Here is a 24,352-nt window from a genome sequence, read left to right on the forward strand (position 1 = left end):
AGCTTAGTCCCGCTCATCCGGCGACAGCCGGCGGCGACTCAGGGTGCGCAGAACCCGCCACAGCACCAGCACCATCAGCAGCACGCTAAGGGCCGTCAGCGTGGCCAGGACCAGCGGATGCGGGGCCAGCGAAAACCAGATCCGCTCCCACCAGGGCAGATAGCCCACATAGTAGGCCTGGCCGACCCTCAGGCTGTTGATCCCCGACTCCCGGATCACCGCCACCGAGCCAGACAGGGCGGCACGTTGGCCGCCGTCGTTGATCGCCTCATTGAGCAGCTGATAACCCCGGGGGCTATCTGCCAGCAAGGCCACCACGCTGCGCTGTTCATGAAAGGGGGACTGGAAGCCGATCACCGCCGCCATGGGTCCATCCGAGTCGATTTTCGCTTCGCTCTCCGGCCTGTCATCCTCGCTATCCGGCATCAGCTCGGGTCGCGATGCCTGGCGGGCCGGCATCTGTACCCAGCTCCGGGTGGCCTCGAACAGTAGGTGGATGTTGCGATCATCGCGCAGTTCCGCCGGTATGGCACCGATCAACAGCACATCCAGATCCCTGTCCTGCTCCTGCTGCCAGTCATCGCTGAGGCGCACCCCCAGCGCCGGATAGCCGGTGTGCGCCCCGATGGCGCCCAGGGCATTGAGCAGGGCACTGAGCTGTGCCGGCCCCGGATGCTTGCCGACCACCGCCAGGCTCTGGGACAGATCCGCCAGCCGGCTGAACGGGAAGCCGGCATTGGCAAAGGAACGTAAATCCGGCATGGCAATGAAATGGCGGTAACCGGAAAAATCGATGGTGGAATCACCGTCGATCACCACCTCATTGGGGATCGGCTGGTAGGTTTCGCAACGCTCGGGCGTGCCCCCGAGAATGGCGTTGGCGTAGTCAAAGTTGAAGCGCAGCTGATTGCTGGTACCGAGCTGGAGGGCCGGTATGGTGAGCTGGTTATCGCCGGACGCATCCTGCAACAGCAGCAGCTGCAACAGCTTCTCGCCGCTCTGCCGCTCTGGCTTAAGCGAGTAGGTACGCAACAATTGATCGTTGAGGCTGACCACCAGCCGGGAGCCATCGTCCGTTTTCGGCGAGGTATAACGGTATTTCAACTGCATGGCGATGCCCGGATCGCGGGTCATAAACAGATCCGGCGGTAAATTCAGGGTCAGCGCCATCGGCGAGGGCTCCATGCCACTGGACTGCAATTGCCCGGGATAGTTTTGCAGCTCGGCAAAAGCAACCGGCCGGTCGGTACGCACCCAGTTGGGCGCGTCATAGGGCTGGCGCGGTGCCAGTGGCCTGACATCGGCGACGGTGACACTCTGGCCGCGAAACAGGATGCTGCCCTGGGCTATGCCCTGCACCGCCGTAACCAGATCCTGGTCGTCGCGACCGAGCACCAGCAACAGCTTGACGTAGGGATCCTGAGGATGGCTGATCATCTCCACGGTCGGGCCATCAACGGCGGGATAATCCTGCAGGAAGTCCGGTCGCTGGTCATTGGTGGCGAATACGATGCCATGGCGCTCGGGCAATTGGTTGAACAGCACCGGAAACCGCTGGCCGCGCCACTGGGCCTGGGCGCCGAACCAGGACGCCAGCACCGCCGCCGCTTTTTGCTGGGCCAGCGCCGGAGAGCCGGCAAACACCATCGGCAGGGTCAGCGGCCGGGTATCCCGGTCATCGAAAAACGGCTCGGGAAAATAGGACAGATCGTTCTTCAGCGGCAGCGCCTGATATCGCAGCGACAAGGAACTGCTGCTGGCCACATCCAGCCACAGGCTGCTGTGGACCGGATTTTCACAAATGCGTTGATAATGACCGATAAACCCCAGTTTTACCCGGTTGAAGTCGCCGATATAGCGGGGATCCAACGGCACCTGCACCCGGCTCTTGTTACCCAGCTGCTCAGGTGCAATCGGCACCACTCCCATCATTTCATCGTTGAGGTACACCTTTACCTGGGACTCGACCGGCAGCAATGCGGGTGACGGGATAAACTCCAGGTTCAGCGTGGCGCTGGACACCACCTCATCGCTGCGTACTCCGAATTCAACCTGGCCCTCGGGACTGCTGCCACGCAGGGGCAGGCTACCCTTCGACTGGGTCAGCCGCCCGAAGGCGAGCTCGACATCGCGGGTCGGGGCCTGTTCCAGCCCGGCAAGCGCCGTCTCGGACCCATGGACCCGGGCACCGATGCCTCCTAGCATCAGGATGAACAAGGTGATTATTTTTATCATTATTCCCTCATCAAGGTTGAGCAAAGGTCCGGGACGGCCCGGATAACGGCATGTCCTGGTCCGGATTGCGCGGAATAAAGGACGCCAGCCACGCCAGCAGCCGGCTCACCCCGGCAGACAGCCGTGTCAGCGGCGACGGCAGATAGTCGAGCAGGCTCTGAAATCCGTTCCAGCCCAACGCCAGCACATCACTCAGGCTGGCCATCGGTTTGTCGCGGGCAAACTCATCCTGCCAGCGGGCCCAGGTATCGGCACGGGCAAAGGTACACTGGATAAAGGCGATATGCTGTTCCCGGGTCATGGTACTCAACTGCAGTCCGATCCTGGTCCCGACCCGACGCCTCACCGTCGCCGGGAAAGTGCACTCCCGCTGACCCTGCTTGAGCAACAGGGTGATCGGCTCCCCTTCCTGTAGTACGCCGTCCTGGCGCAGTTCGATACCCACGCCGCCGTCCGAATAATCGCGCACCGTACAGGGAAACAGGTGACCGTCCGCGCGTTTGACGGCGGCGGGCAGGGCGATATCCACCCTGTGCGCCTGACGTACCTGCCTGGCTTCCACCGCCACCGCGATGGCCCCGCCCAGGATCAGCATATTGAACAGTACCCAGCCCAGACTCAGGATCACCGTCGGTATCTCATCCGCATCGCCGTATGCCAGCCGCCAGCCGCCGGCGATCAGCCCGCACAGGTTGAGCAGCACCAGCACCAGGTAGGGGCGGCTGATCTCCCAATCCACATGGGCCTGTTCGACCAGCCCGCCCTTGCCGGTGACATTGAATGTGCCCTTATGGGGATTAAACAGGGCCACCGTGGTCGGCCGGGCGATATACCAGGCCAGCACGCTTTCGTAGACCTCACTCCAGAACGAATAACGGTATTTACCCTGGATCCTGGAGTTGGCCAGGTTGGCATGGATCATATGGGGCAGCATGTAGAGCGCAATGGCCAGCGCCGGGGCGTAGATGATGTAAGCGTGCAACAGCAGGAAGGCCAGCGGTGCGGTCAGGAAGATCAGCCGGGGAATGCCCGACAGGAAATGCAGCATGGCATTGGCGTAACAGAGCCGCTGGGTCAGTTTCAGTCCCTTGCCCAGCAGCGGATTGTCCAACCGGAAAATCTGCACCATACCCCTTGCCCAGCGGATCCGCTGGCCGATATGGGCGGAAAGGCTTTCGGTTGCCAGGCCCGCGGCCTGGGGAATACGGATATAGGCCGAGGTGTAGCCCAGACGGTGCAGGCGCAGCGAGGTATGGGCATCTTCGGTCACGGTTTCCACCGCTATCCCGCCCACCTCATCCAGGGCGCTGCGGCGGATCACCGCACAGGAACCACAGAAGAAGGTGGCATCCCACATGTCATTGCCATCCTGCAGCAGGCCGTAGAAGAGTGACCCTTCGTTCGGGGTCTGGCCGAAGCGCCCCAGATTGCGTTCGAACGGATCCGGCGAGAAAAAATGGTGCGGCGTCTGCAGCATGGCCAGCTTTTTATCCTTGAAAAACCAGCCCATGGTCAGCTGCAGGAAGGTGCGGGTCGGCACATGATCACAGTCGAAGATGGCGACAAATTCGCCCTCTGCCTGCCGCAGGGCATAATTCAGGTTGCCGGCCTTGGCATGTTCATGGGTCGGCCGGGCGATATAGCGCACCCCCGCCTCCGCGGCGAACTCCCGGAACGTGGCCCGGTCACCGTCATCGAGCAGATAGATATTGAGCTTGTCCTTCGGCCAGTCGATGCCCAGGGCCGCATAGATGGTCGGCTTGACCACGCTTAACGGTTCATTGTAGGTGGGTACCATGATATCGATGACCGGCCAGTCGGCCGGCGCCGCCGTCAGCGGCGTCGGCTGGCGATGCAAGGGCCAGAGCGACTGGAAATAGCCCAGCACCAGCACCAGCCAGGCGTAGGTCTCCGCCGCCAGCAACAACAGGCCGAAGAGCAGGCTGAGCGGATCGTCCCAGTTCAGGGTCGAGGTATAGCGCCACCACAGGTAACGACAGGACACCAGCAGCGACAGCATGATCATCAGCAGCGCCGCAAACCGCCCGGGCAGCCGGCGCACCGCCATGGCCATCGCCCACAGCACCATCACAAACACCAGTTGGGTCTGCAGATCAAAGGGTTGTGATATACACAGCAGGGCCAGCAGCACCGAAACCAGCACCATCAGCATCCGCCCGATGCGACGGAGCCCTCGGGGAGAGGATGGGGAGGCGGTCTCGCTCTCCTGCCTGTCCGCCACGCTCGCCGAACGTCGCCGCCGGCTACCGGCATCGCGCCAACGGGCCGGCCATATCGGCTGCCTTTGTCCGGCGGGACGGGTCAGCAATAACCAGCCTGCCTGCAGCAGGTAACGCAGGCCGTCACCCGACCGGGGACGCTCCGGAGCGAGATGGGGAAACCAGTAGCCGTGCCGGGTGCGCAGCGCCTGCCAGCCGGGCGATTCCAGCCGAAACAGGGACCAGGCCAGGAGCAGGCCGGCACAGCACAGGCCGGCGGCCGGCACCGAGCTGCCCTGGCTGCGGTAACCCCGATAGCGCAGCCCCAGTGCCCGCAGCCCCTGACTGAGTAGCGGCCCCATCAACCAGTTCATGGACGCGACCCGGTCACATGGGCCAGGCACCAGCCGGCGAGGATATTGAGCTCGTCCGCGGCCAGGCTGACGGCACTGTATTCTCCCACCGGCTGCTTGACGGCCAGCGCCTCGGCCATAGCTTCATCCCGATGGATCGACAGCGGCAGCAAGGTATCCAGGTGTTGCCGCCAGTTTTGCTGCAGATCCTGCTGCAGGCGACTGTCGGCGGAAAACTGGTTGAGCAGCAGCCGGGCCCCCGGCGGCAGCGACTGCTGGTGCAGGCGGATATGGTTGTTGGCATCCGCCGTCAGCACGCAGAGCTGCGCATCGGCCGCCGCCCGCCACTGCTCGATACAGGCCGGCCCGGCGGCGGGCAGATCCAGCAGCAGCCAGTTATAATCGCCGCTGTCGCGCAGCTGGGTCAGGTATTGCGGCCAGCGTCCGGGCGCTTGCTGATGCCGTGCCAGCCAGCGAGAACACTCGGCCACCGACAGCTTCCCGAAGGGCAAGAAATCCAGCCCGTCCGCGTAGCGCAGCGCGTCCTGGTGCCAGGGCCGCTCATCCAGCTCCGCCCGGGCCCAGCCCGCCGTCAGTGAAAGCGGGGTGTTGAAATGCAGGCACAGCTGGTTGTCCGGCGAAAAGTCGATGGCCAGCACCCGCTCGCCCAGTCGGTGCAAGGCCCAGGCCAGGCCCGCCGTGATGGAGGTGGTGCCCACACCGCCGCGGATCCCCTGCAAAGCGATTACCGGCATGCGTCCTCGGCATCCGGCGCCAGGGACAACTCCTCCAGCAAGGGCCAGCGTTCGACAATGGCGGCCAGCTGCTGCTGCCGGCCGATATCCTGATATCCCAGCGCCGGCAACGACACGAGCCGGCTCAATGCGCCGAGATCATCCTGGGTGTTTTCTGCCCAGTGCAGGCCATCGTAATCATGGTTTTTATGCTTCATGCTGCCACTCGCAACTCTTTGATACATCAGCCGATATCATCGGGGATAGGGCACCCAGTCGCCCTCGTTGAGGCGGATATGGCTGTTGCCCTGAAACTCCATCACCACCGCATTATCATTTTCCGACACCGCTGTCGTTTGCGGCAGCCCCTGGACCAGGGCCTGCCAGTCGATATCGCTCGCCCCGAATACCTTGCCATCCACCAGCCGGGCGATCAGCTCGGAGAGCGCCAGATAGCTGCTTGGGGCCTTGATCTCGAGCACCTGCCCCTGGTGCGGCGCCTGCGTGCCGAACAGCTTGATGCCGACCGGGACCCGGGTCATGGACGGGCTGGGAATATCACGCAGGCCGGACAGTTGTACCTTGTCGCCAACCAGCCCGGCCCCATGCTCGGGCACGACCACCACCATCAGCCTGCGGCCGGATTGCGCCAGTTGATCGAAGAAGGCGTCCAGCTGATCGAACAGGGTACGGGCACGGGCCCGATAGGGGGCGGTTTCGTTTTGCCCGGGCAGGCGATTGCCATCATGCAGCGGGATCAGATTGAAGAAAGTGGCGCTGCGGGTATCGCCGGCGCCCTGTTGCTGGGAGAGCCAGCGACTGAACAGCTGTGCATCATTCAGCACAGGCTCGCCGTCAAACGAGACCAGCGACCGGGACATGCCCTGCTGTGACATCAGCGGCGCCTGCAGGTTGCCGTGGCGGCGCAGCTCGGCCAGGTAGCCGCCGAAGTCACCGCTATGATCCATGCCCAGCCGGGTGCTGAAACCCAGTTGCGCCAGGTTGTCGAACAGATAACAGCGGGGATCCGCCGGCTGATACAGCTCTTGTTGAGGACTCTGGCCACAGCTGGCGCGCAGCAGGCGGATCCCGGCCGGACCACTGTAGGAAGTCGCCGAGTTAAAGTCCTGGAAGCGGATGTCAAACCGCTGCCATAACGGGTGCGAGGCCAGCTCGACGGCCTCGAGATCTGACCAGGACAGCGAGCAGACATTGATCACCAGCAGATCGAAGGGCACCGCATCGGCGGGGAGCGAACTTGGAAACTCGGTCCGCCGTTGCCGCTCCTGCTGATAAAAGGCATCAAGAGCGGCATTCAGATTCTGATTGGTGGCCGGAGTCTCGACCGACGGCACCCTGGCCGGTACGGCCGCCGGCCCATCGGGCTGACGTTCTGCCAGCGGCGGAGCCGTCATGGGTAACAGATTCACCGCCGGGCCGGAAACATTAAGCACATTGAGCCAACCCAGGGCCGCCACCACCAATACCGTGAAACGGAGCCACTGGGCCAGGAACAGGTAGGCCACCCACAACACGAAGGCCGTCCCCAGCATCTGCAAGTTGATAAAGCGCAACACCAGCTCCAGCAGATACGCTGCGCTCAACCCCGCCAGCTGATCACCCTGGCTGAGCAGGCTATCGACACCGGGCAGCCAGGTATCATGATAAAACAGCCCCAGGCCGAACGGCACCGCCAGCCAGTGGCGCAGCCGATGCAGCCTACTCCCCGGGATCGGCAACAGCAGGAATGCCGCCAGTACCAGGTTGGCCAGCGGATGAAAATTCAGATAGCCGTACCACAGCAGGCCGAATTTCAGCAGGAAATAATAATTCCAGCCGCCCAGACCACGCCAGTGTTGCCCCAGGAGGGGCAGGGATGACGGAGAGCGGGCGCCATGGTTAATGTTTTGGGTCATGTTCCGGCTCTGTCGGGGTGGACGTTTTGCGCTGGCGGATCCCTTCGGATTTCAGATAGCGCGGTGACAACAGCAAGGCGCGCAGCCACTGCCGGAAACGGGGCAGCCAGCCACACAGGCAGTAGCCCAATGGCAACATGACGGCCGCGCACAACAGGAAAACTCCCACGATATCACTAATACGCATGGCTATTCCTCCCGAAAGACCGGCAAGCGGATGGCCTGGGGCCGGCGCCGGGACGGGCCGGTCGAGGAACTCGACGACACTAACTCTCCTCCGGCGCCGGCCTGGATCGGCAACCATTCCGTCGGCTGTCGCCGCCGTATTTTCTGTAACTCGTCCAGGATCTGGAGATCCTGATGCCATCCCCTCCGCCGACGGAACAGGCCGGCCACTGGTAGTCGGAAAATATGCTCCAAGGCCACATCCAGATCATTGATAACACAGGAAAAAAGAAATAGGAACAGGCAGTCGTCGACAACCGTGGCCAGATCGCCCTCCCTGTGTATACGACACAGGGTCAGGGACTGTGCCGCCCTCAGTCCGGGCACCGGCTGCAGGGCAACCAGCACGCCCTTGCCGTCTTCCGGCAGCAGCGGATGATCCATCAGCTCGATCAGGCTGGAGCAGAAACGCTCCTGACCGATCACCCCTTTCAGTCGCAGCGGCCGCTTGGCATCCAGCAAGGTACCGACATCCGAGGGCACATGACGCACATAGTCCTGCCCCTGGACCCCTTCCAGCAGGAGCAGGAAACGAGACAGGGGAACCTGGTGCGGTACCACAAGGTTGGCGCCACAGGCCAGCAGCAAGCGTTCATCGGCGTTACGCAGGCTGGCCGACATTTCCCGTATTACCAGCTTAATCCCCTTGCCCCGCAGGCAGCGCAATCGATGTATTTCCCGGGCCAGTGTCTCTATGTGCCGGCTGTTCAGCAGCGCGAATACCAGGGTGGCCGCCTGTGCCTGCTGCCCCGCCCCGGCCAGCGCCTGGTTGCTGTCAAACAGGCGCCAGTGTACCGACAGCGCCGGGGCGCCCTCCAGTATGTCTTGCTGGCACAGGACCAGGTGTTCGTCATTGCGGGGCTGGGGTTGCTGCCGGCTGTCTTCCCGGACCTGCCAGCCGTTTTCTCCCGGGACCAGCTCGAGCTGCTGACTGGCGCTGACGCCGCCATGGTTAAACCAGAACGCCACCTGATACGGATGTTTGTCCTGCAGCCAGCGCAGCCGAGCCAGGCCCCAGAGGGTTCGATGTTCGGCCAGCAATGCGACATGCAGTGACCCTCCGCCCGAGCCATGAGTGACAATCAGCAGGGTGCAGTCCTGTTCGCGCAACCAGCGGCTCATCCCCGACAGCCAGTCATGTAGCGCCGCCCGCTCAATGGCCTCTTGCCAGGGCCGGGCGGGAACATACAACAACAGCAAACGACCACGGGGCTTGAGGCCGCGCATCAGATCTTCGCGCAACTGCAGCAAGGCCCGCCAGCTTGCCGGCAATGAAAACAGCGGCAAGGTCTGCGGCCCGCGATCACCCAGCCCCTCGACTATCTCTGCCGGGGCACCGCCGGCGCAGATCAGCGCCGCCTTGGTGCTGGCCGGCTGGCTGCCGATCGCCTGCCGGCACAGTGACAGCGCATCGACCTGCAGATCCGCATGGACCCAGTACAGCCCGGAGCTCTGCAGCAGCTGCAGTTCATCCCATAAATGCCGGATGCCGAGGGGGAATGATGAAGTCATGATGGGAAAATTCGTGTTGGAAGAAGTGAACCGAATGATTATCGGCTTGGCGACGCGCGCATTGTAACACCGCGATATTGGTTATAAAACTATCGCAGTATCACCTCGTGGCAGGTCCTGGACACCGGCCTGCCTGGCTGTTCCCGAGCCGGCCCCGACTATTATCGAGGGCCGAAACGGGCCAGCTGCATTTCCCGCAACCGGCTCAGGGTACGCCGGAAAGGAAACGAGAGATAGCCCCCACCATAGAGTCGGGCAAGCGGTACCCGGGCTTCCAGATACAGGGGTATCCCCCTGTCGTAGCATTCATCGACCAGGGCGATGAACCGGCGCACGCCGTCATCCTGCCGGGACAACACCGGCAGCCGGCGCTCGCCGGCGGCAATCAGCCCGACGCCGTCTTCGGTGCCACGGGCGATATCCCGTCCCTTAGCCCCCTCGCTCAGGCAGGGCAGCCCGCTCAGCAGGATATGGGCGTAGCGGTCACAGAGTTCGATAAAGTCCATGGCCGCCAACGGCTGCTCGCAGAGCTGATGGTAGCGGCACCAGAGCACCCGTTCGCTGCGCCGCACCACGAGCACTTCCCGGTGCCCCAGGGTAAAGGGCCGGGTGGTGTCGTCATCACCGGCGCTGAGCCGGGCAAATTCCGCCGCCAAGGCACTCGATTGTGCGGATTCATTGACCCAGTAGCGCTGCCTCTCTGCCCCCGGGTGCAGCCGGTGATCCTGTCCGCCGTCCACGGCGGCGACCTGCATGGCAGACAGTATGGCGGCCACCGCCGGGGCAAACCTGTCCCGGTTGAAGCCGTTGGCATAAAGCTGATCGGGTGGCTGATTGGAAGTCACCACCAGCACCGTGCCCTGCTCGAAGATCAGCCGCAGCAGCCGGCCGAGGAGCATGGCGTCGCCGATATCGCTGACGAACAGTTCATCCAGGCACAGCACCCGCACGTCCCGGGCCAGCCCCCGGGCCAGCGCCTGCAGCGGATCCGGGGTGCCGGTCAGCTGAAACAGGCGCCGGTGCACCCAGCGCATGAAATGATGGAAATGCTGGCGGCGGCACGGCAGGGCCAGGCCCTGGTAGAAGCAGTCCATCAGCCAGGTCTTGCCCCGGCCCACCGGACCCCAGAGGTAGACCCCCGGTACCGGCCCCCCGTGTTCGTCGGCCCGGTGCAGCGCCTGATGGCAGCGTTCCAGCAGCTCGACCGCCTGCTGCTGGCCAGGGTCTGGACTGAATCCTTGCTCATTAATGGCCAGCTCCCAGACGGCGCGCGGCGATAATGCATTCATAGGGCTGATGGCCTTCGCTCTCCAACAATGGCCGCACAGGGTACCTGAAAGCGGCACAAAAAAAAGCCTCTCCGGGAGCAAGCCACCGGTCAATTCATCGATGTCAGGAAAAGGGATTACCTCAACCGACCTTCCGTTTCAGGGATGAAGCGGCAGGGTCATCCTCACGCCTGCACACCATAAAAAAATGCCGCCCCTGAGGACGGCATAACGACAGCTTGGGCTCAACCCTGATCAGATATCCAGGTTGGCCACTTTCAGGGCATTGGTCTCGATAAACTCACGACGGGGTTCCACATGGTCGCCCATCAGGGTCGAGAACAGCTCGTCGGCGGCGACTGCATCCTCTATAGTCACCTGCAGCATGCGACGGGTGCCGGGATCCATAGTGGTTTCCCACAACTGATCCGGGTTCATTTCGCCCAGCCCCTTGTAGCGCTGTACATAGAGGCCGCGCTTGCTCTCGACCATCAGCCATTCCAGGCCTTCGACAAAGCTGCCGATCGGTTTGGTCTTGTCGCCCCGTTTGACATAGCCGCCGTCCTCGATCAGGTTGGCGATGCCCTTGCCCAGGGCCACTATGCTGCGGTACTCACCGGAGGCGAAGAAGTCATAGCTGATCGGGAATTCCCGCTCTATGCCGTGCTGGCGCACCTTCACCTTGGGTAGGTACCAGTTGCGCTCTTCGAAGAAGCTGTAATCCAGGCTGTACTGGGTGCCGTTGCTGTTGTTTTCTTCCAGCGACCGGTTGATTTCCGCCACCCAGGCCTTGACCTGAGCCTCGTCATTGAGCGCATCCAGGGTCAGCTCCGGCTGGTAGATCAGCTCATTGAGCACCAGCTCGGGCGCCCGGCGGGACAGCCGGGAGATCAGCATCTGCACCTTGCGGTAATCGTTGACCAGCTTTTCCAGGTGCTCGCCACCGATGGCCGGCGCCGACTCGTTGACATGCAGGGTGGCACCATCCAGCGCCAGGCTGGTCTGGTACTGCAGCATGGCCTCTTCGTCCTTCAGGTACTGCTCCTGCTTGCCCTTTTTCACCTTGTACAGGGGCGGCTGGGCGATATAGACATAGCCCCGCTCGATGATTTCCGGCATCTGCCGGTAGAAGAAGGTCAGCAGCAAGGTACGGATATGGGCACCATCCACATCCGCATCGGTCATGATGATGATGTAGTGGTAACGCATCTTGTCCGGGTTGTATTCATCCCGGCCGATGCCGCAGCCCAGGGCGGTGATCAGGGTCGCCACCTCCTGGGAGGACAGCATCTTGTCGAAGCGGGCCTTCTCCACGTTGAGGATCTTGCCCTTGAGCGGCAATATCGCCTGGTTCTTGCGGTTGCGTCCCTGCTTGGCGGAGCCGCCCGCCGAGTCACCCTCCACTATGTAGAGTTCGGACAGGGCCGGATCTTTTTCCTGGCAATCCGCCAGCTTGCCGGGCAGGCCGGCCAGGTCCAGGGCGCCCTTGCGACGGGTCATTTCCCGCGCCTTGCGCGCCGCTTCCCGGGCCCGGGCCGCATCGATGATCTTGTTGACCACGATCTTGGCATCACCCGGGTTTTCCAGCAGGAACTCGTTCAACCGCTCGGCCATGGCCTGCTCGACGGCGGTTTTCACCTCGGAAGAGACCAGCTTGTCCTTGGTCTGGGACGAGAACTTGGGATCGGGCACCTTGACCGAGATCACCGCGGTCAGGCCTTCCCGGGCATCGTCACCGGAGGCCGAGGTCTTGGCCTTCTTGCTGAAGCCTTCCTTGTCCATAAAGGTGTTCAGGGTACGGGTCAGGGCGGCGCGGAAGCCGGCCAGGTGGGTCCCGCCGTCCCGCTGGGGAATGTTGTTGGTAAAGCAGAAGATGTTTTCCTGGTAAGAATCGTTCCACTGCATGGACACTTCCACCGCTATGCCGTCTTCCCGCTCGGCGGCGAAATGGAACGCCTTGGGGTGGATCGGGGTCTTGTTGCGGTTGAGGTACTCGACAAACGCCTGGATGCCCCCTTCGTACTGGAAGTGGGTTTCCTTGTTGTCTCGCTCGTCTATCAGCCGGATAGACACGCCCGAGTTCAGGAACGACAGCTCGCGCAGCCGCTTGGCCAGGATGTCGTAATGAAAATCGGTATCGGTAAAGGTTTCATGGCTGGGCCAGAAGCGGATCAGGGTACCGGACTTGGCGGTTTCACCCACCGCCGCCAGGGGGGCCTGGGGCTCGCCGTGACGATAGGTCTGCTCATGGACCTTGCCATTGCGCCAGACGGTCAGCTGCAGGGTTTCCGACAGGGCGTTGACCACCGACACCCCCACCCCGTGCAGGCCGCCGGATACCTTGTAAGAGTTGTCGTCGAACTTGCCGCCGGCGTGCAGTACGGTGAGGATCACCTCGGCGGCGGAGCGGCCTTCTTCTTCGTGTATATCGACCGGAATGCCCCGGCCGTCGTCGGAAACGGAGACGGAACCGTCGGCATGGATGGTGACGATAATATCTTTACAGTGGCCGGCGAGGGCTTCGTCGATCGAGTTGTCCACCACCTCAAACACCATATGGTGCAGACCAGTGCCGTCATCCGTATCGCCTATGTACATGCCCGGACGTTTGCGGACTGCGTCCAGACCCTTTAATACTTTAATACTCGAAGAGTCATAGGTGTGTTCACTCATTGGCTTACTCGCACTCCTGGGTTTCGGTGATTTCACCCTGTTTCACATGAAACAGCTTACTGTTATCCCGTGTTATCATCTGGCTTAGCTGAGCAACGTCGATGGCGGAAATAAACACCTGGGCACCGAGCTCGTTGAGCCGGTTGGCCAGCCGGTTGCGTTTCTCGTCATCGAGTTCAGAAGCAAAGTCATCTATCAGAAAAATACAGTCCTTGCCCGACTGCTTCTTCAAGTACAGGCCCTGGGCCAGGCGCATGGCACAGACCAGCAATTTCAACTGACCGCGGGACAACAAATCCTGTACCGGCATGCCCCGGGCCTTGATCCTCAGCTCCGCCTTGTGCGGCCCCGTCTGCGTATATCCCGCCGCCAGATCCCGCTCTATTCCCTGCTCCAGCAACTGGGCCAGCTCACTCTGGCGATCCCAGCCGCGAAAAAAATCGAAGGTGAACGCGTATTCGGGCAGAAAGTCCGCCGCCATCTCCGTAATCAGCGGGCTGATCACGGCGCAGTACTGCTGCCGTAACCGGCTCAGCCATTCCCCCTGCTGCACCAGCTGCTGATCCCAGTACGCCAGCTCCCGATAGGGCCGCTGTTGTCGCAACAGGGCATTGCGCTGTTTCAGGATGCGGCGAAAGGCGCCCCACACCGGAAAAAACTCGGGCGTCGAATAGAACAGCCCCCAATCCAGATAGGCGCGCCGCAGCTTGGGACCGCCGGTGAGCAGATTATACCCTTCCGGATGGATCAACTGAATGGGCAGAATATCCGCCAGCTCCGCCAGCCGCTCGGCCGCCCTGCCGCCGACCTTGAGCCGGGTATCGCCGCCGCGGGTCTTGCTCAGGCCGACCGCCAGGCCGTCCGTCCCCCGCTGCAGGCGGGCGAACAGCGTGAAGGCCTGCTCGCCCTGAGCTATCACCCGGCTGGTCAGATGGGTGCGGAAGGAGCGGCCGAAGCCCAGATAGTGAATGGCTTCGAGGATGCTGGTCTTGCCGCTGCCGTTGGCCCCCACCAACAGGTTGAGGCCGGGAGATGGGGTCAGGCGGGCATGGCGGATATTGCGAAAATCCTTGAGCTGCAGGTTGACCAGGCTCATGCTTACAGCCGCATCGGCATCACCACATAGAGCGCATCGCCATTGTCTTCCGCCTCGATCAGGCCGCTGCTGCTGGCGTCTTTCAGGCTGATCTTCACCTGCTCCGACTTCAGGGTACCCAGTATATCCAGCACGTAGGAGACGTTGAAGCCGATTTCCAGCTCGCCGCCCTGGTAATCCACGTCCAGCATCTCTTCCGCCTCTTCCTGCTCGGGGTTGTTGGCGGTGATCTTCAGGGTCTGCTCCTGCAGGTACAGGCGCACGCCGCGGAATTTTTCATTGGACAGGATCGCCGCCCGGGAAAACGCCTGCTTCAGCTCTTCCCGGCTGCAGATCAGGGTCTTGTCGCTGTTGCGGGGCAGCACCCGGCGATAGTCGGGGAACCGGCCGTCCACCAGCTTGGAGGTAAAGATAAAGCCGGAGGTTACGGCACGCAGGTTGCTCTTGCCGATCTGCAGACGCACGTCCTGCTCCTCGTGGTCGAGCAGCTTGACCAGCTCCAGCACCCCCTTGCGCGGCACTATCACCTGCTGGGCGGGCAATTCGTCCGCCAGCAGCTGGCGCTGGCAGGTGGCCAGCCGGTGGCCGTCGGTGGCCACGGTACGCAACCACTGGCCTTCGGTCTCGAACAGCATGCCGTTCAGGTAGTAACGTACATCCTGGATCGCCATGGAAAACTGGGTCGACTCGATCAGCTTCTTCAGCGCCTGCTGGTTGATATCGAACTCCAGCTCCGAGTTCCAGTCCTCGATATTGGGAAAGTCTTCCGCCGGCAGGGTGGACAAGTTGAAGCGGCTGCGACCGGAGCGCAGCAACAGGCGATCCGCATCCTGGGTGAAGCTCAGCTCGGCGCCGTCGGGCAGGCCCCGGCAGATATCCAGCAGTTTGCGTGCCGGCACGGTGGTGCGGCCTTCGGTCACCGGCCCTTCCAGGCCGACCAGGGCCACCATCTCCACCTCGGTATCGGTGCCGGTCAATGACAGTGAGTCGTTACTCACGTTCAGCAGAATATTGTTGAGAATGGGCAGATTGGGGCGACCACCCAGGGCACCGGATACCAGCTGCAGGGGACGCAGGAGCGCTTCACGACTGAGGGTAAACTGCATGGTGTTCTCCGAATCAGGAAGAAAGGGTACGGATGAGATTGGAATAATCTTCCTTTATATCATGACTCTCTTCGCGCAACTGCCCAATTTTTCGGCAGGCGTGCAGCACCGTGGTGTGATCCCGGCCGCCGAAGGCGTCGCCGATCTCGGGCAGCGAATGGTTGGTCAGCTCCTTGGCCAGGGCCATCGCCAGCTGGCGCGGACGCGCCACCGAACGGGAACGGCGCTTGGACAACAGGTCCGCCACCTTGATCTTGTAATATTCGGCGACCGTCTTCTGGATGTTGTCGATGGTCACCAGCTTTTCCTGCAGCGCCAGCAGATCGCGCAGCGCCTCGCGCACGAAGTCGATGTTGATGGCCCGGCCGGTGAAGTTGGCGTTCGCTATCACCCGGTTCAGCGCGCCTTCCAGTTCGCGTACATTGGAGCGCAGCCGCTTGGCGATAAAGAACGCCACCTCGTCGGGCAGGTGCATGTTGTTTTCCGCCGCCTTGCGCATCAGGATGGCGACCCGGGTTTCCAGCTCGGGCGGCTCTATCGCCACCGTCAGACCCCAGCCGAAGCGGGACTTGAGCCTGTCCTCCACCCCGTTGATCTCTTTCGGGTAACGATCCGAGGTCAGGATGATCTGCTGGTTGCCTTCAAGCAGCGCATTGAAGGTGTGGAAGAACTCCTCCTGGGAACGCTCCTTGTTGGCGAAGAACTGGATATCGTCGATCAACAGGGCATCGACGCTGCGGTAGTAGCGCTTGAACTCTTCGATGGCATTATTCTGCAGCGCCTTCACCATATCCTGCACGAAACGCTCGGAATGCATGTAGATAACCTTGGCGTTGGTCTTGCGGGCACGGATGCCGTTGCCCACCGCATGCAGCAAATGGGTCTTGCCCAGGCCGGTACCGCCGTATAAAAACAGCGGATTGTAGGCGCCGCCCGGATTGTCCGCCACCTGGCGGGCCGCCGCCCGGGCCAGCTGGTTAGACTTACCCTCGACGAAGTTGTCGAAGGTATAGTTGGGATTCATGTTGCTCTTGTGGTTGATCTGCGGCTTGTCTTCGGCCTGCTCCGTCCAGGACGGTGCCATCTGCACCTTTGCCTGGGGCTTGCTGTTGGCCATCAGGTTCACCTGCGCCGGCTTGTTGCCCACGTCAAACTTGAGCACGGGACAGTTGCTGCCGCAAAACTCGCCCAGCAAGCCGTTGATCCGCATCAGGTACTTATCACGCACCCAATCCAGCACGAAGCGGTTGGGGGCACGCAGGGTCAGGGTGTTGTCGCCCAACTCAGCCTGCAGTGGCCGGATCCACATACTGAATTCCGCCGAAGGCAATTCATCTTGTAGCCGGGCAAGACACTGCTGCCAAAGCATAGCGCTCATCTAAACTCCTGCGATTAAAGGGATCTGCTCAAGGGGGGGTTATTCTACTTAGCCGGGGGGGGGATCTCTAGCCGGATCATGCCGATCTTGGAAAATATGATCCTTGACTTATCCAAGATCATCACAACCTAATGCACAGGATCCGCTGTTTTATAAACAAGCTACCCACACCCAAGACGTGCCAGGATCCCGGGCCCGGTGACGGATCCGGCACCCAGTCATGATCCTGCGGCATGACCCCATACCCAGAAATTGATTGAGCGGCTCCTCGCCACTCGCCAGACTCGCAGCATGTCATGCTGGGTTGCCACCAAGCTGTCTCCCACGGCCGCGGCAACCGAGGATCTATCGAAAACTGTCACGGAGTGATGTTGATGTTGTCTACCAACCTGAGGCCCCTGGTGTTCTGGCCCACCTTCCTGCTGCTGCTGGCCGCCCTGGTGACCAGTTACCTGGACCTGGATACCTTCCTGGCCACCACCAAAGCATTGAACAGTGCCATACTGCAAAACTTTTCCTGGCTGTTTAATATCGGCAGCCTCTATCTGCTGGTGCTGGCGGTGGTCGTTTATTTTTCCCCCCTGGGCAAGATCCGCATCGGCGGGGATAAAGCCCAGCCCCTGCTGTCCAAGCTGCGCTGGTTTTCCATCACCCTGTGCACCACCCTGGCGGTGGGGGTGTTGTTCTGGACCACGGCCGAACCCCTGTACCATCTGTACGGACCGCCCGCAAGCGCCGGCCTGGAGCCCGGCTCCGCCGATGCCGCCCTGTTCGCGGTATCGACCATGTTCCTGCACTGGTCCTTCACCCCCTACGCCATCTACACCATCCCCTCGCTGGTGTTCGCCCTGGCTTTCTATAACCAGCGCAAGCGTTTTTCCATCGGCAGCATACTGGAGCCGGTGCTGGGCGCCCGCAATACCCGCCGCTTCGGCGGCCTGATTGACGCCATCGCCCTCTACGCCCTGGTGGCCGGCATGGCATCCTCCCTGGGCACCGGTGCCCTGACCCTGGCCGGCGGCATGGGCCAGTATCTGGGCGGCGATACCAGCCCGCTGCGCCTCGGCATCATCATCACCGTCATCGTGCTCACCTTCGTGCTGTCCGCCGCCAGCGGCCTGAAGAAGGGTATCGCCCGGCTGTCGGCGCTCAACGCCTGGCTGCTGCTGTTCCTCGGCCTGTTCGTCTTTGCCTTCGGCCCCAGCGTCTTCATGATCTCCCTGGGCGCCGAGTCGCTCGGCCTCTATCTGGACAACTTCTTCAGCCGCAGCCTGTTCAGCGGTTCCGCCGCCGGCGATCAATGGCCCCAGTGGTGGACCATCTTCTACTGGGCGGTCTGGTTTGCCTGGGCGCCCATCAGCGCCCTGTTCCTCGGCAAGATCGCCCGCGGCTATACGGTGCGCGAGTTCATCCGCATCAACCTGCTGTTTCCTTCCCTGTTCGCCATCGCCTGGATCTGCATCTTCTCCGGTGCCGCCATCTACCTGGAAATGCACCAGGCAGCGGGGCTGAACGATGTGCTCAATAACCAGGGGGTGGAACATGTGCTGTATCGGTTGTTCGAGCAGCTGCCGGGCAGCCAGCTGATGATTATCCTGCTGCTGTTTATCGCCTACATCTCTTATGTAACCGCCGCCGACTCCAATACCGACGCCATCGGCAGCCTCTGCACCCGGGGCCTGACCGCCGACAGCGACCTTAATACCGGCCTGCCGATGAAGGTATTGTGGGGCTCCATTATCGGGGTGGTGTCCTGGATCATGGTGTCCTTTGTCGGCTTGGACGGCGTCAAGATGCTATCCAACCTGGGTGGCCTGCCCGCCATGTTCATCATCCTGCTGGCCAGCGCCTCCCTGTGGCGCTGGCTCTCCAACCCGAGCCTGCTGGAGCCGGACAGCGCCGCTGCCCTGGCCGCCGACCCGCACTCACCCTCACACTCTTTTGAAGGAGCACCGGCCAATGCAGATCAAGCGTGAGTTTCCCCGCCAGGTGCGAGAAATAGAACATTTGCTGATCCCCCTCAAGGATGGTACCCGCCTGGCGGCCCGCATCTGGCTGCCCGCCGACGCCGAGCAGCAGCCGGTACCCGCCATCCTGGAATACCTGCCTTACCGCAAGCTGGACGGCACGGCGGTGCGCGACGCCCTGACCCACCCCTATCTGGCGGGTCATGGTTATGCCTGTGTGCGGGTGGACATCCGCGGCAACGGCGAGTCCGACGGCCTGATGCTGGATGAATACCTGCGACAGGAGCAGGACGATGCCCTGGAGGTGATCGACTGGCTGTGCCGGCAGCCCTGGTGCGACGGCAACATCGGCATGATGGGCATCTCCTGGGGCGGCTTTAACGGCCTGCAGGTGGCGGCGCGCAAACCCAAGGCGCTGAAAGCCATCATCACCCTCTGCTCCACCGACGATCGCTATGCGGACGATATCCATTACAAGGGCGGCAACCTGCTGCTGGAAAACCTGGGCTGGGCCGCCACCATGCTGAGCTTCTCCGCCGCCGTGCCGGATCCCCGGCTGGTGGGTGATGCCTGGCAGTCCATGTGGAAACACCGGCTGGAAAACATGCCGCTGCTGGCGGAAAACTGGTTACAGCACTCGCTCAGGGACGACTACTGGGCCCATGGCTCCATCTGTGAAAACTACGGGGATATCGAGGCCGCCGTATACTGCATCGGTGGCTGGGGTGATGCCTATCGCAACACCCCGGTACGGATGATGGAGCGACTCAAGTGTCCGAAGAAGACGCTGATCGGTCCCTGGATCCACAAGTATCCCCACTTCGCCATTCCGGATCCGGCCATCGGCTTCCTGCAGGAGGCCCTGCGCTGGTGGGATCACTGGCTGAAGGGCATAGATACCGGCATCATGGACGAGCCCGCATGCACCTTCTACCTGCAGGATGCCCAACCCCCCTCCGCCATGAGCGCCCACCGGCCCGGCGACTGGGTGCAGACCGACGGCTGGCCCGCCAGCCAGGTTGAACGACAGGTCTTCAGCCTGGCCGACGGCGGCCTGCAGCCCGGCGAGCACTCACTGACCCGGACCGCAGCCGTCTGCTCCCCGCTCACCACCGGGGTTCATGGTGGCGAATACTGTGCCATCTGGTTCGGTCCCGACTTCCCCACCGATCAGCGCCGTGACGATGCCCAGTCCCTGTGCTTCGACAGCGCGCCGCTGAGCGCGCCCCTGGCGCTGCTGGGCAACCCCAGGGTCTCGCTCAGGGGCAAGGTGGATCAGGACTGCGGCCAGGTCACTGTGCGCCTTAACGATGTAGCCCCGGACGGGCGCACCACCCTGGTCAGCTACGGCACCTTGAACCTGGCATTGCGCAACGACCCGGGCAAGCTCGAACCACCGGTGCCCGGCGAGGAGATGACGTTCGAGGTGGAGCTGGACAATATCGGCTACCGGGTGCCGGCCGGCCATCGGCTGCGCATCGCCATCGCCACCGCCCACTTCCCCCTGCTCTGGCCCAGCCCCAGGCTCACCACCCTGAGCCTGATACCCGGCCTGCAACGCCTGGAGTTGCCGGTATTCCAGGGCGAAACCATCGACAATCCCTTTCAGCCGCCGGAAGCGGCCACCCCGGTGGCCATGGAGTTCCTGCGCGAGGCCTGCCCCAGACGCACCATCAGCGAAGATGTCACCAGCGGCGAGGTCTGCGTGCGGGTCGAGGACGACATGGGCGCCTATCGTTTCCTCGACCACGGCCTCTGGGTGGAGCAGCAGGCCACCGAAGAGTACCGCACCCGGCCTTATGATCCCGATGCCTCCAAGGCCGATATCCGCTGGCTGTACCGGGTAGGCCGGGACGACTGGGAGGTCCGGGTGGAAAGCGAGCTGCGGCTGTCCTGCGACGCGCATCACTTCTATCTGACCGGCAAACAGGTCGCCTGGTTGAACGGGGAGCAATGTCACGAAAAATGCTGGGATAGCCGTATTCCCAGGGTAGCGCAGTAGCCTTGGACCACCCGCTCGGAGTAAGGTAAGGGTTTATCAGTACAGGACAGCCGCAGGAAGCTTATATGTCCGAACGGATCAAGCCCCTACCTCCCCTTAACTGCCTGCAGGCCTTCGAAGCGGCGGCCCGCAGTCAGAGCTTCACCCACGCGGCCAATGAACTCAGCCTGACCCAGAGCGCCATCAGCCGGCAAATCAAGCGGCTGGAAGAGTCCCTGGGCCGCCCCTTGTTTCGCCGGGATGCCCTGGGGGTGGAACTCACCCCGGCGGGGGAACGTTATTTCCGCCTGGTGCAACGCCTGTTACGGGAGCTGGCCAGCGGCACCGCCGCCCTGACCCGGCGCCAGGGCTCGTTGCAACTGACCCTGGCCTCCAGCCCGACCGTGGCCTCCATGTGGCTGACCCGCAAGCTGCCGGAATTGCAGCAAGCCTGTCCCCAGCTGGATATCCGCATCCTGACCATGGAAGATCCCCGCCGACTCGATCTGAGCGAGTTCGATCTGGCGCTGTATTATCAGATCCCCGGTGAAATGGCCCCGGAGGGGGTCCACATCACCCCGCTGTTCGAGCAGGAGGACGTCATCTGCGTGTGCAGCGCCGGTTATCTGCTGCAGGCCGGTCCGGTGACCAGCCCCCAGCAGATGCTGCAACAGCACAGCATGCTGGTGGTGGAGGACTTCTATCACGACTGGCTGACCTGGGAAGACTGGTTTCAGGCGGTCGGAGAGCCTTATCAGGCTCCCAGGCGCACCCTGAGGGCCAACAGCTACCAGCTGCTGATGCAGGCCGCCCTGGCCGGACAAGGCATCGCCCTCGGCTGGTCCAAGCTGCTGGCGCCCTATCTGAAGGAAGGCTCCCTGGTTCAGGCCCTGCCCGAATACATGCCCAGCAAGGGGTTTCTGTCCCTGATGGAACCCAGTCACCGCCATACCTCGGCGGCGGCCCGCCAGTTCATCCGCTGGCTGCTCGATGACGGGAGCGAACGAACCGGCCCCGCCCGGGACAACGCCCCCCAGGACTCGTTGCCACCGGACCCGGCCAACGATTTATTCTGAATATCGGACAAAAATGCCACATTGGTTCAACAATCTGGCATTTTACCAAAGATAGCACTGGCCATTCCGGTTATGCTTTATTAAAAATACGTCTTTCACTTGCCGACCTGGTTCTTTAGGAGCCGGCAGCCACCACCGATAGAGAGAACATTATGCGTCATCCACTGAAGAGCCTGGTTACCGCCCTTGTGCTGCTGAGCACCCTGGCCAGCACATCAGCCGCACTGGCCGATACCATCAAGGTCGGCATGTCCGGTCGTTACTTCCCCTTCACCTTCGTAAAACAGGATGAGCTGCAGGGCTTCGAGGTCGACGTCTGGAATGAAATCGGCAAACGCGCCGGGCATGATGTGGAGTTTGTCACCGCCAACTTCTCCGGCTTGTTCGGTATGCTGGAAACCGGCCGCATCGACACCATTTCCAATCAGATCACCATCACCCCGGAACGCCTGGCCAAATACGACTTCGCCGACCCCTATGTCTATGACGGCGCCCAGATAGTGGTGCGGCAGGGCAACGACAGCATCCAGGGCCTGGATGATCTCAAGGGCAAGAAGGTGGCGGTCAACCTAGGCTCCAACTTCGAACAGCTGATGCGCGCCCATGATGTGGACAACGAGATCAACATCATCACCTATGAAACCAACCTGGAACAGGACGTGGTGCTGGGCCGCATCGATGCCTTCGTGATGGACAGGGTCGGCTCGGCCCAGTTGATCAAGGAGTCCGGCCTGCCCCTGCAGCTGGCCGGCTCGCCCTTCGATACCCTGGAAAACGCCTTCCCCTTCGTGAAGGGCTCCGAGCAGCAGGCGCTGCTGGCCGAAGTGAATGCCGCCCTGGCAGAGATGCGTGCCGATGGCACCCTGGCGAATATCTCTGAAAAATGGCTCGGCGTCGACGTCACCAGCAAGTGACGCCCATGCAATTCGACCTCGGCTATACCCTGGCGCTGTTTCCCATCCTGCTCAAATACCTGAGCACCACCATGGAAATGGCGCTGCTCGGGTTTGTGTTCGCCCTGATCATCGCCGTGGTGCTGGCGGTGATCAGAACCTTCGAGCTGCCGCTGCTCAATGCCCTGGCCAAGCTGTTTATTTCCTTCTTCCGGGGCACGCCGCTGCTGGTGCAGTTGTTCCTGCTGTATTACGGACTGCCGCAGATCATGCCGATATTTATCGGCCTCGATGCCTTCAGCGCCGCGGTGATCGGCCTGACCCTGCATTTCTCCGCCTATATGGCCGAGTCGATCCGCGCCGCCATCCTCGGGGTCCACAAGAGCCAGATGGAAGCGTCGCTGAGCATTGGCATGACCCGCTGGCAGGCGATGCAGCGCATCATCCTGCCCCAGGCGGCGCGCATCGCCACCCCGTCGCTGATGAACTATTTTATCGACATGATCAAGAGTACCTCCCTCGCCTTTACCCTGGGCGTGGCCGAGATCATGGCCTCGGCCCAGAAAGAGGCGTCCAGTAGCTTCAAGTTTTTTGAAGCCTTTATCGCGGTGGCCATTATCTACTGGCTGGTGGTGATCTTCTTTACCCATATCCAGACCCGTCTGGAGCGTCGTATGAATTCAGCTTATTAGGGCCGCCATGATCAAACTTCACAATCTGACCAAGATCTACAACGGCCAGGCCGTGCTCAACAACATAGAGCTGGAGATTAAAAAAGGCGAAATCGTGGTGATCCTGGGGCCTTCGGGTACCGGCAAGTCCACCCTGCTGCGCTGCCTGAACCTGCTGGAAACGCCGGAAGAAGGCACCCTGGATATCGACGATTTCTGGATCAATCTGGCCAGGCACACGGACAAGGAAGCCATAGCGCTGCGCAAGCGCACCTCCTTCGTGTTCCAGAACTATGCCCTGTTCGCCAACAAGACCGCCCGCGACAATATCGCCGAGGGCCTGATCACCGTCTGGAAACGGCCCAGACAGGAAGCCAGGGCCGAGGCCCTGCGCATCCTCGCGGATATCGGCCTGGCGGATAAGGCCGACGCCTATCCCTCATCCCTGTCCGGCGGCCAGCAGCAGCGGGTCGGCATCGGCCGGGCCATGGCCAGCCATGCCAAGGTGATGCTGTTTGACGAGCCCACCTCGGCGCTCGATCCGGAATGGGTGGAAGAAGTGCTGGGGCTGATGAAAAAGCTGGCGCTGGCGCATCAGACCATGGTGGTGGTCACCCATGAGCTGGGCTTCGCCCGGGACGTGGCGGATCGGGTGATCTTCATGGATGGCGGCCGTATCGTCGAGCAGGGGCCACCGGCCAAGCTGCTGACCAACCCGACCGATCCCCGCACCCGATCCTTCCTGCGCAAGGTGCTGCCGGGGCAGGCCGGCGACGCCTGAGCGGGCGCCGACCCGGGATCCGGATCCCTGCGCTTTTAGTTGCACCTGTATCACGGGGCTGTATAATCTCTGCCCCGCGATCCCCGAGGATCCCGGGATCGATCCCGGCTGGTAAAATACTTTCCATCCGGGGTCGTCAATCAACACCATGTCGATTGACGTTATATTCAGAACTGTTTAGAATTCGGCCTCTTTGGTGGGGCCGTCTCGGTGATGTTTAGGCGTCTATCGGGTTCATGGTCAAACTGTACAGCAAACTGACACAGCG

At 62.0% G+C, this 24,352-nt stretch carries 18 protein-coding genes; 6 read left to right on the forward strand and 12 right to left on the reverse strand.

The features are described from left to right. Nucleotides 1–3: 3 nt before the first annotated feature. The 12 genes from bcsB to dnaA all read right to left on the reverse strand — a co-directional run bounded on the left by bcsB (nucleotide 4) and on the right by dnaA (nucleotide 16,715). Nucleotides 4–2,235, reverse strand: a complete 2,232-nt coding sequence (gene bcsB / locus ABD806_RS16460) for a cellulose biosynthesis cyclic di-GMP-binding regulatory protein BcsB (protein WP_344959887.1) — start codon at nucleotides 2,233–2,235, stop codon at nucleotides 4–6. Between the two features lie 10 nt (nucleotides 2,236–2,245). Further along, a complete protein-coding gene (bcsA, locus tag ABD806_RS16465; RefSeq protein WP_344959888.1) occupies nucleotides 2,246–4,828 on the reverse strand; it encodes a UDP-forming cellulose synthase catalytic subunit in 2,583 nt (860 codons plus the stop codon). Further along, complete coding sequence (gene bcsQ / locus ABD806_RS16470; RefSeq protein ID WP_344959889.1) at nucleotides 4,825–5,562, reverse strand: cellulose biosynthesis protein BcsQ; 738 nt, start codon at nucleotides 5,560–5,562, stop codon at nucleotides 4,825–4,827. The genes bcsA and bcsQ overlap by 4 nt, the downstream gene beginning before the upstream one ends. Continuing rightward, complete coding sequence (gene bcsR / locus ABD806_RS16475) at nucleotides 5,553–5,759, reverse strand: cellulose biosynthesis protein BcsR (protein ID WP_344959890.1); 207 nt, start codon at nucleotides 5,757–5,759, stop codon at nucleotides 5,553–5,555. Before bcsR ends, bcsQ begins: the two co-directional genes overlap by 10 nt. A 36-nt stretch (nucleotides 5,760–5,795) precedes the next feature. Then, on the reverse strand, nucleotides 5,796–7,457 hold the full coding sequence (gene bcsG / locus ABD806_RS16480) for a cellulose biosynthesis protein BcsG (protein WP_344959891.1): 1,662 nt from the start codon (nucleotides 7,455–7,457) through the stop codon (nucleotides 5,796–5,798). Then, on the reverse strand, nucleotides 7,441–7,644 hold the full coding sequence (bcsF, locus tag ABD806_RS16485) for a cellulose biosynthesis protein BcsF (RefSeq protein WP_344959893.1): 204 nt from the start codon (nucleotides 7,642–7,644) through the stop codon (nucleotides 7,441–7,443). The genes bcsG and bcsF overlap by 17 nt, the downstream gene beginning before the upstream one ends. Before the next feature lie 2 nt (nucleotides 7,645–7,646). Then, nucleotides 7,647–9,194 carry a cellulose biosynthesis protein BcsE gene (gene bcsE, locus ABD806_RS16490; protein ID WP_344959894.1) on the reverse strand — a complete coding sequence of 516 codons (1,548 nt, stop codon included), beginning with the start codon at nucleotides 9,192–9,194 and terminating at the stop codon, nucleotides 7,647–7,649. A gap of 161 nt (nucleotides 9,195–9,355) precedes the next feature. Continuing rightward, on the reverse strand, nucleotides 9,356–10,483 hold the full coding sequence (zapE, locus tag ABD806_RS16495) for a cell division protein ZapE (protein WP_344959895.1): 1,128 nt from the start codon (nucleotides 10,481–10,483) through the stop codon (nucleotides 9,356–9,358). 234 nt (nucleotides 10,484–10,717) lie between these two features. Continuing rightward, nucleotides 10,718–13,135 (reverse strand): DNA topoisomerase (ATP-hydrolyzing) subunit B, encoded by a 2,418-nt coding sequence (gene gyrB, locus ABD806_RS16500; protein ID WP_344959896.1) that lies wholly within the window; start codon nucleotides 13,133–13,135, stop codon nucleotides 10,718–10,720. A 4-nt stretch (nucleotides 13,136–13,139) separates the two neighbouring features. Then, nucleotides 13,140–14,231 (reverse strand): DNA replication/repair protein RecF, encoded by a 1,092-nt coding sequence (gene recF / locus ABD806_RS16505; RefSeq protein WP_344959897.1) that lies wholly within the window; start codon nucleotides 14,229–14,231, stop codon nucleotides 13,140–13,142. Nucleotides 14,232–14,233: 2 nt separating this feature from the next. After that, nucleotides 14,234–15,337, reverse strand: a complete 1,104-nt coding sequence (gene dnaN / locus ABD806_RS16510; protein ID WP_344959898.1) for a DNA polymerase III subunit beta — start codon at nucleotides 15,335–15,337, stop codon at nucleotides 14,234–14,236. Nucleotides 15,338–15,350: 13 nt separating this feature from the next. Further along, a complete protein-coding gene (dnaA, locus tag ABD806_RS16515; protein ID WP_344959899.1) occupies nucleotides 15,351–16,715 on the reverse strand; it encodes a chromosomal replication initiator protein DnaA in 1,365 nt (454 codons plus the stop codon). 374 nt (nucleotides 16,716–17,089) lie between these two features. Here dnaA and ABD806_RS16520 point away from each other — a divergent pair, with 374 nt between their 5' ends. The 6 genes from ABD806_RS16520 (at nucleotide 17,090) to ABD806_RS16545 (ending at nucleotide 24,084) form a co-directional block, all read left to right on the forward strand. Continuing rightward, nucleotides 17,090–18,691, forward strand: a complete 1,602-nt coding sequence (locus ABD806_RS16520) for a BCCT family transporter (protein ID WP_344959900.1) — start codon at nucleotides 17,090–17,092, stop codon at nucleotides 18,689–18,691. After that, complete coding sequence (locus ABD806_RS16525) at nucleotides 18,675–20,684, forward strand: CocE/NonD family hydrolase (protein ID WP_344959901.1); 2,010 nt, start codon at nucleotides 18,675–18,677, stop codon at nucleotides 20,682–20,684. Before ABD806_RS16520 ends, ABD806_RS16525 begins: the two co-directional genes overlap by 17 nt. Before the next feature lie 65 nt (nucleotides 20,685–20,749). Then, nucleotides 20,750–21,739 carry a LysR substrate-binding domain-containing protein gene (locus ABD806_RS16530; protein WP_344959902.1) on the forward strand — a complete coding sequence of 330 codons (990 nt, stop codon included), beginning with the start codon at nucleotides 20,750–20,752 and terminating at the stop codon, nucleotides 21,737–21,739. Nucleotides 21,740–21,891: 152 nt separating this feature from the next. After that, on the forward strand, nucleotides 21,892–22,653 hold the full coding sequence (locus ABD806_RS16535) for an amino acid ABC transporter substrate-binding protein (RefSeq protein ID WP_344959904.1): 762 nt from the start codon (nucleotides 21,892–21,894) through the stop codon (nucleotides 22,651–22,653). Between the two features lie 5 nt (nucleotides 22,654–22,658). Further along, the gene (locus ABD806_RS16540) at nucleotides 22,659–23,324 is read left to right on the forward strand and encodes an amino acid ABC transporter permease (protein WP_344959906.1); all 666 of its coding nucleotides are present in this window, start codon (nucleotides 22,659–22,661) and stop codon (nucleotides 23,322–23,324) included. A gap of 7 nt (nucleotides 23,325–23,331) precedes the next feature. Next, nucleotides 23,332–24,084: an amino acid ABC transporter ATP-binding protein gene (locus ABD806_RS16545; protein WP_344959907.1), complete on the forward strand. Its 753-nt coding sequence runs from the start codon at nucleotides 23,332–23,334 to the stop codon at nucleotides 24,082–24,084. The last annotated feature ends 268 nt before the right edge of the window (nucleotides 24,085–24,352 follow it).

Origin of the sequence: Zobellella aerophila (assembly GCF_039539325.1) — a bacterium.
Classification (GTDB): domain Bacteria; phylum Pseudomonadota; class Gammaproteobacteria; order Enterobacterales; family Aeromonadaceae; genus Oceanimonas; species Oceanimonas aerophila.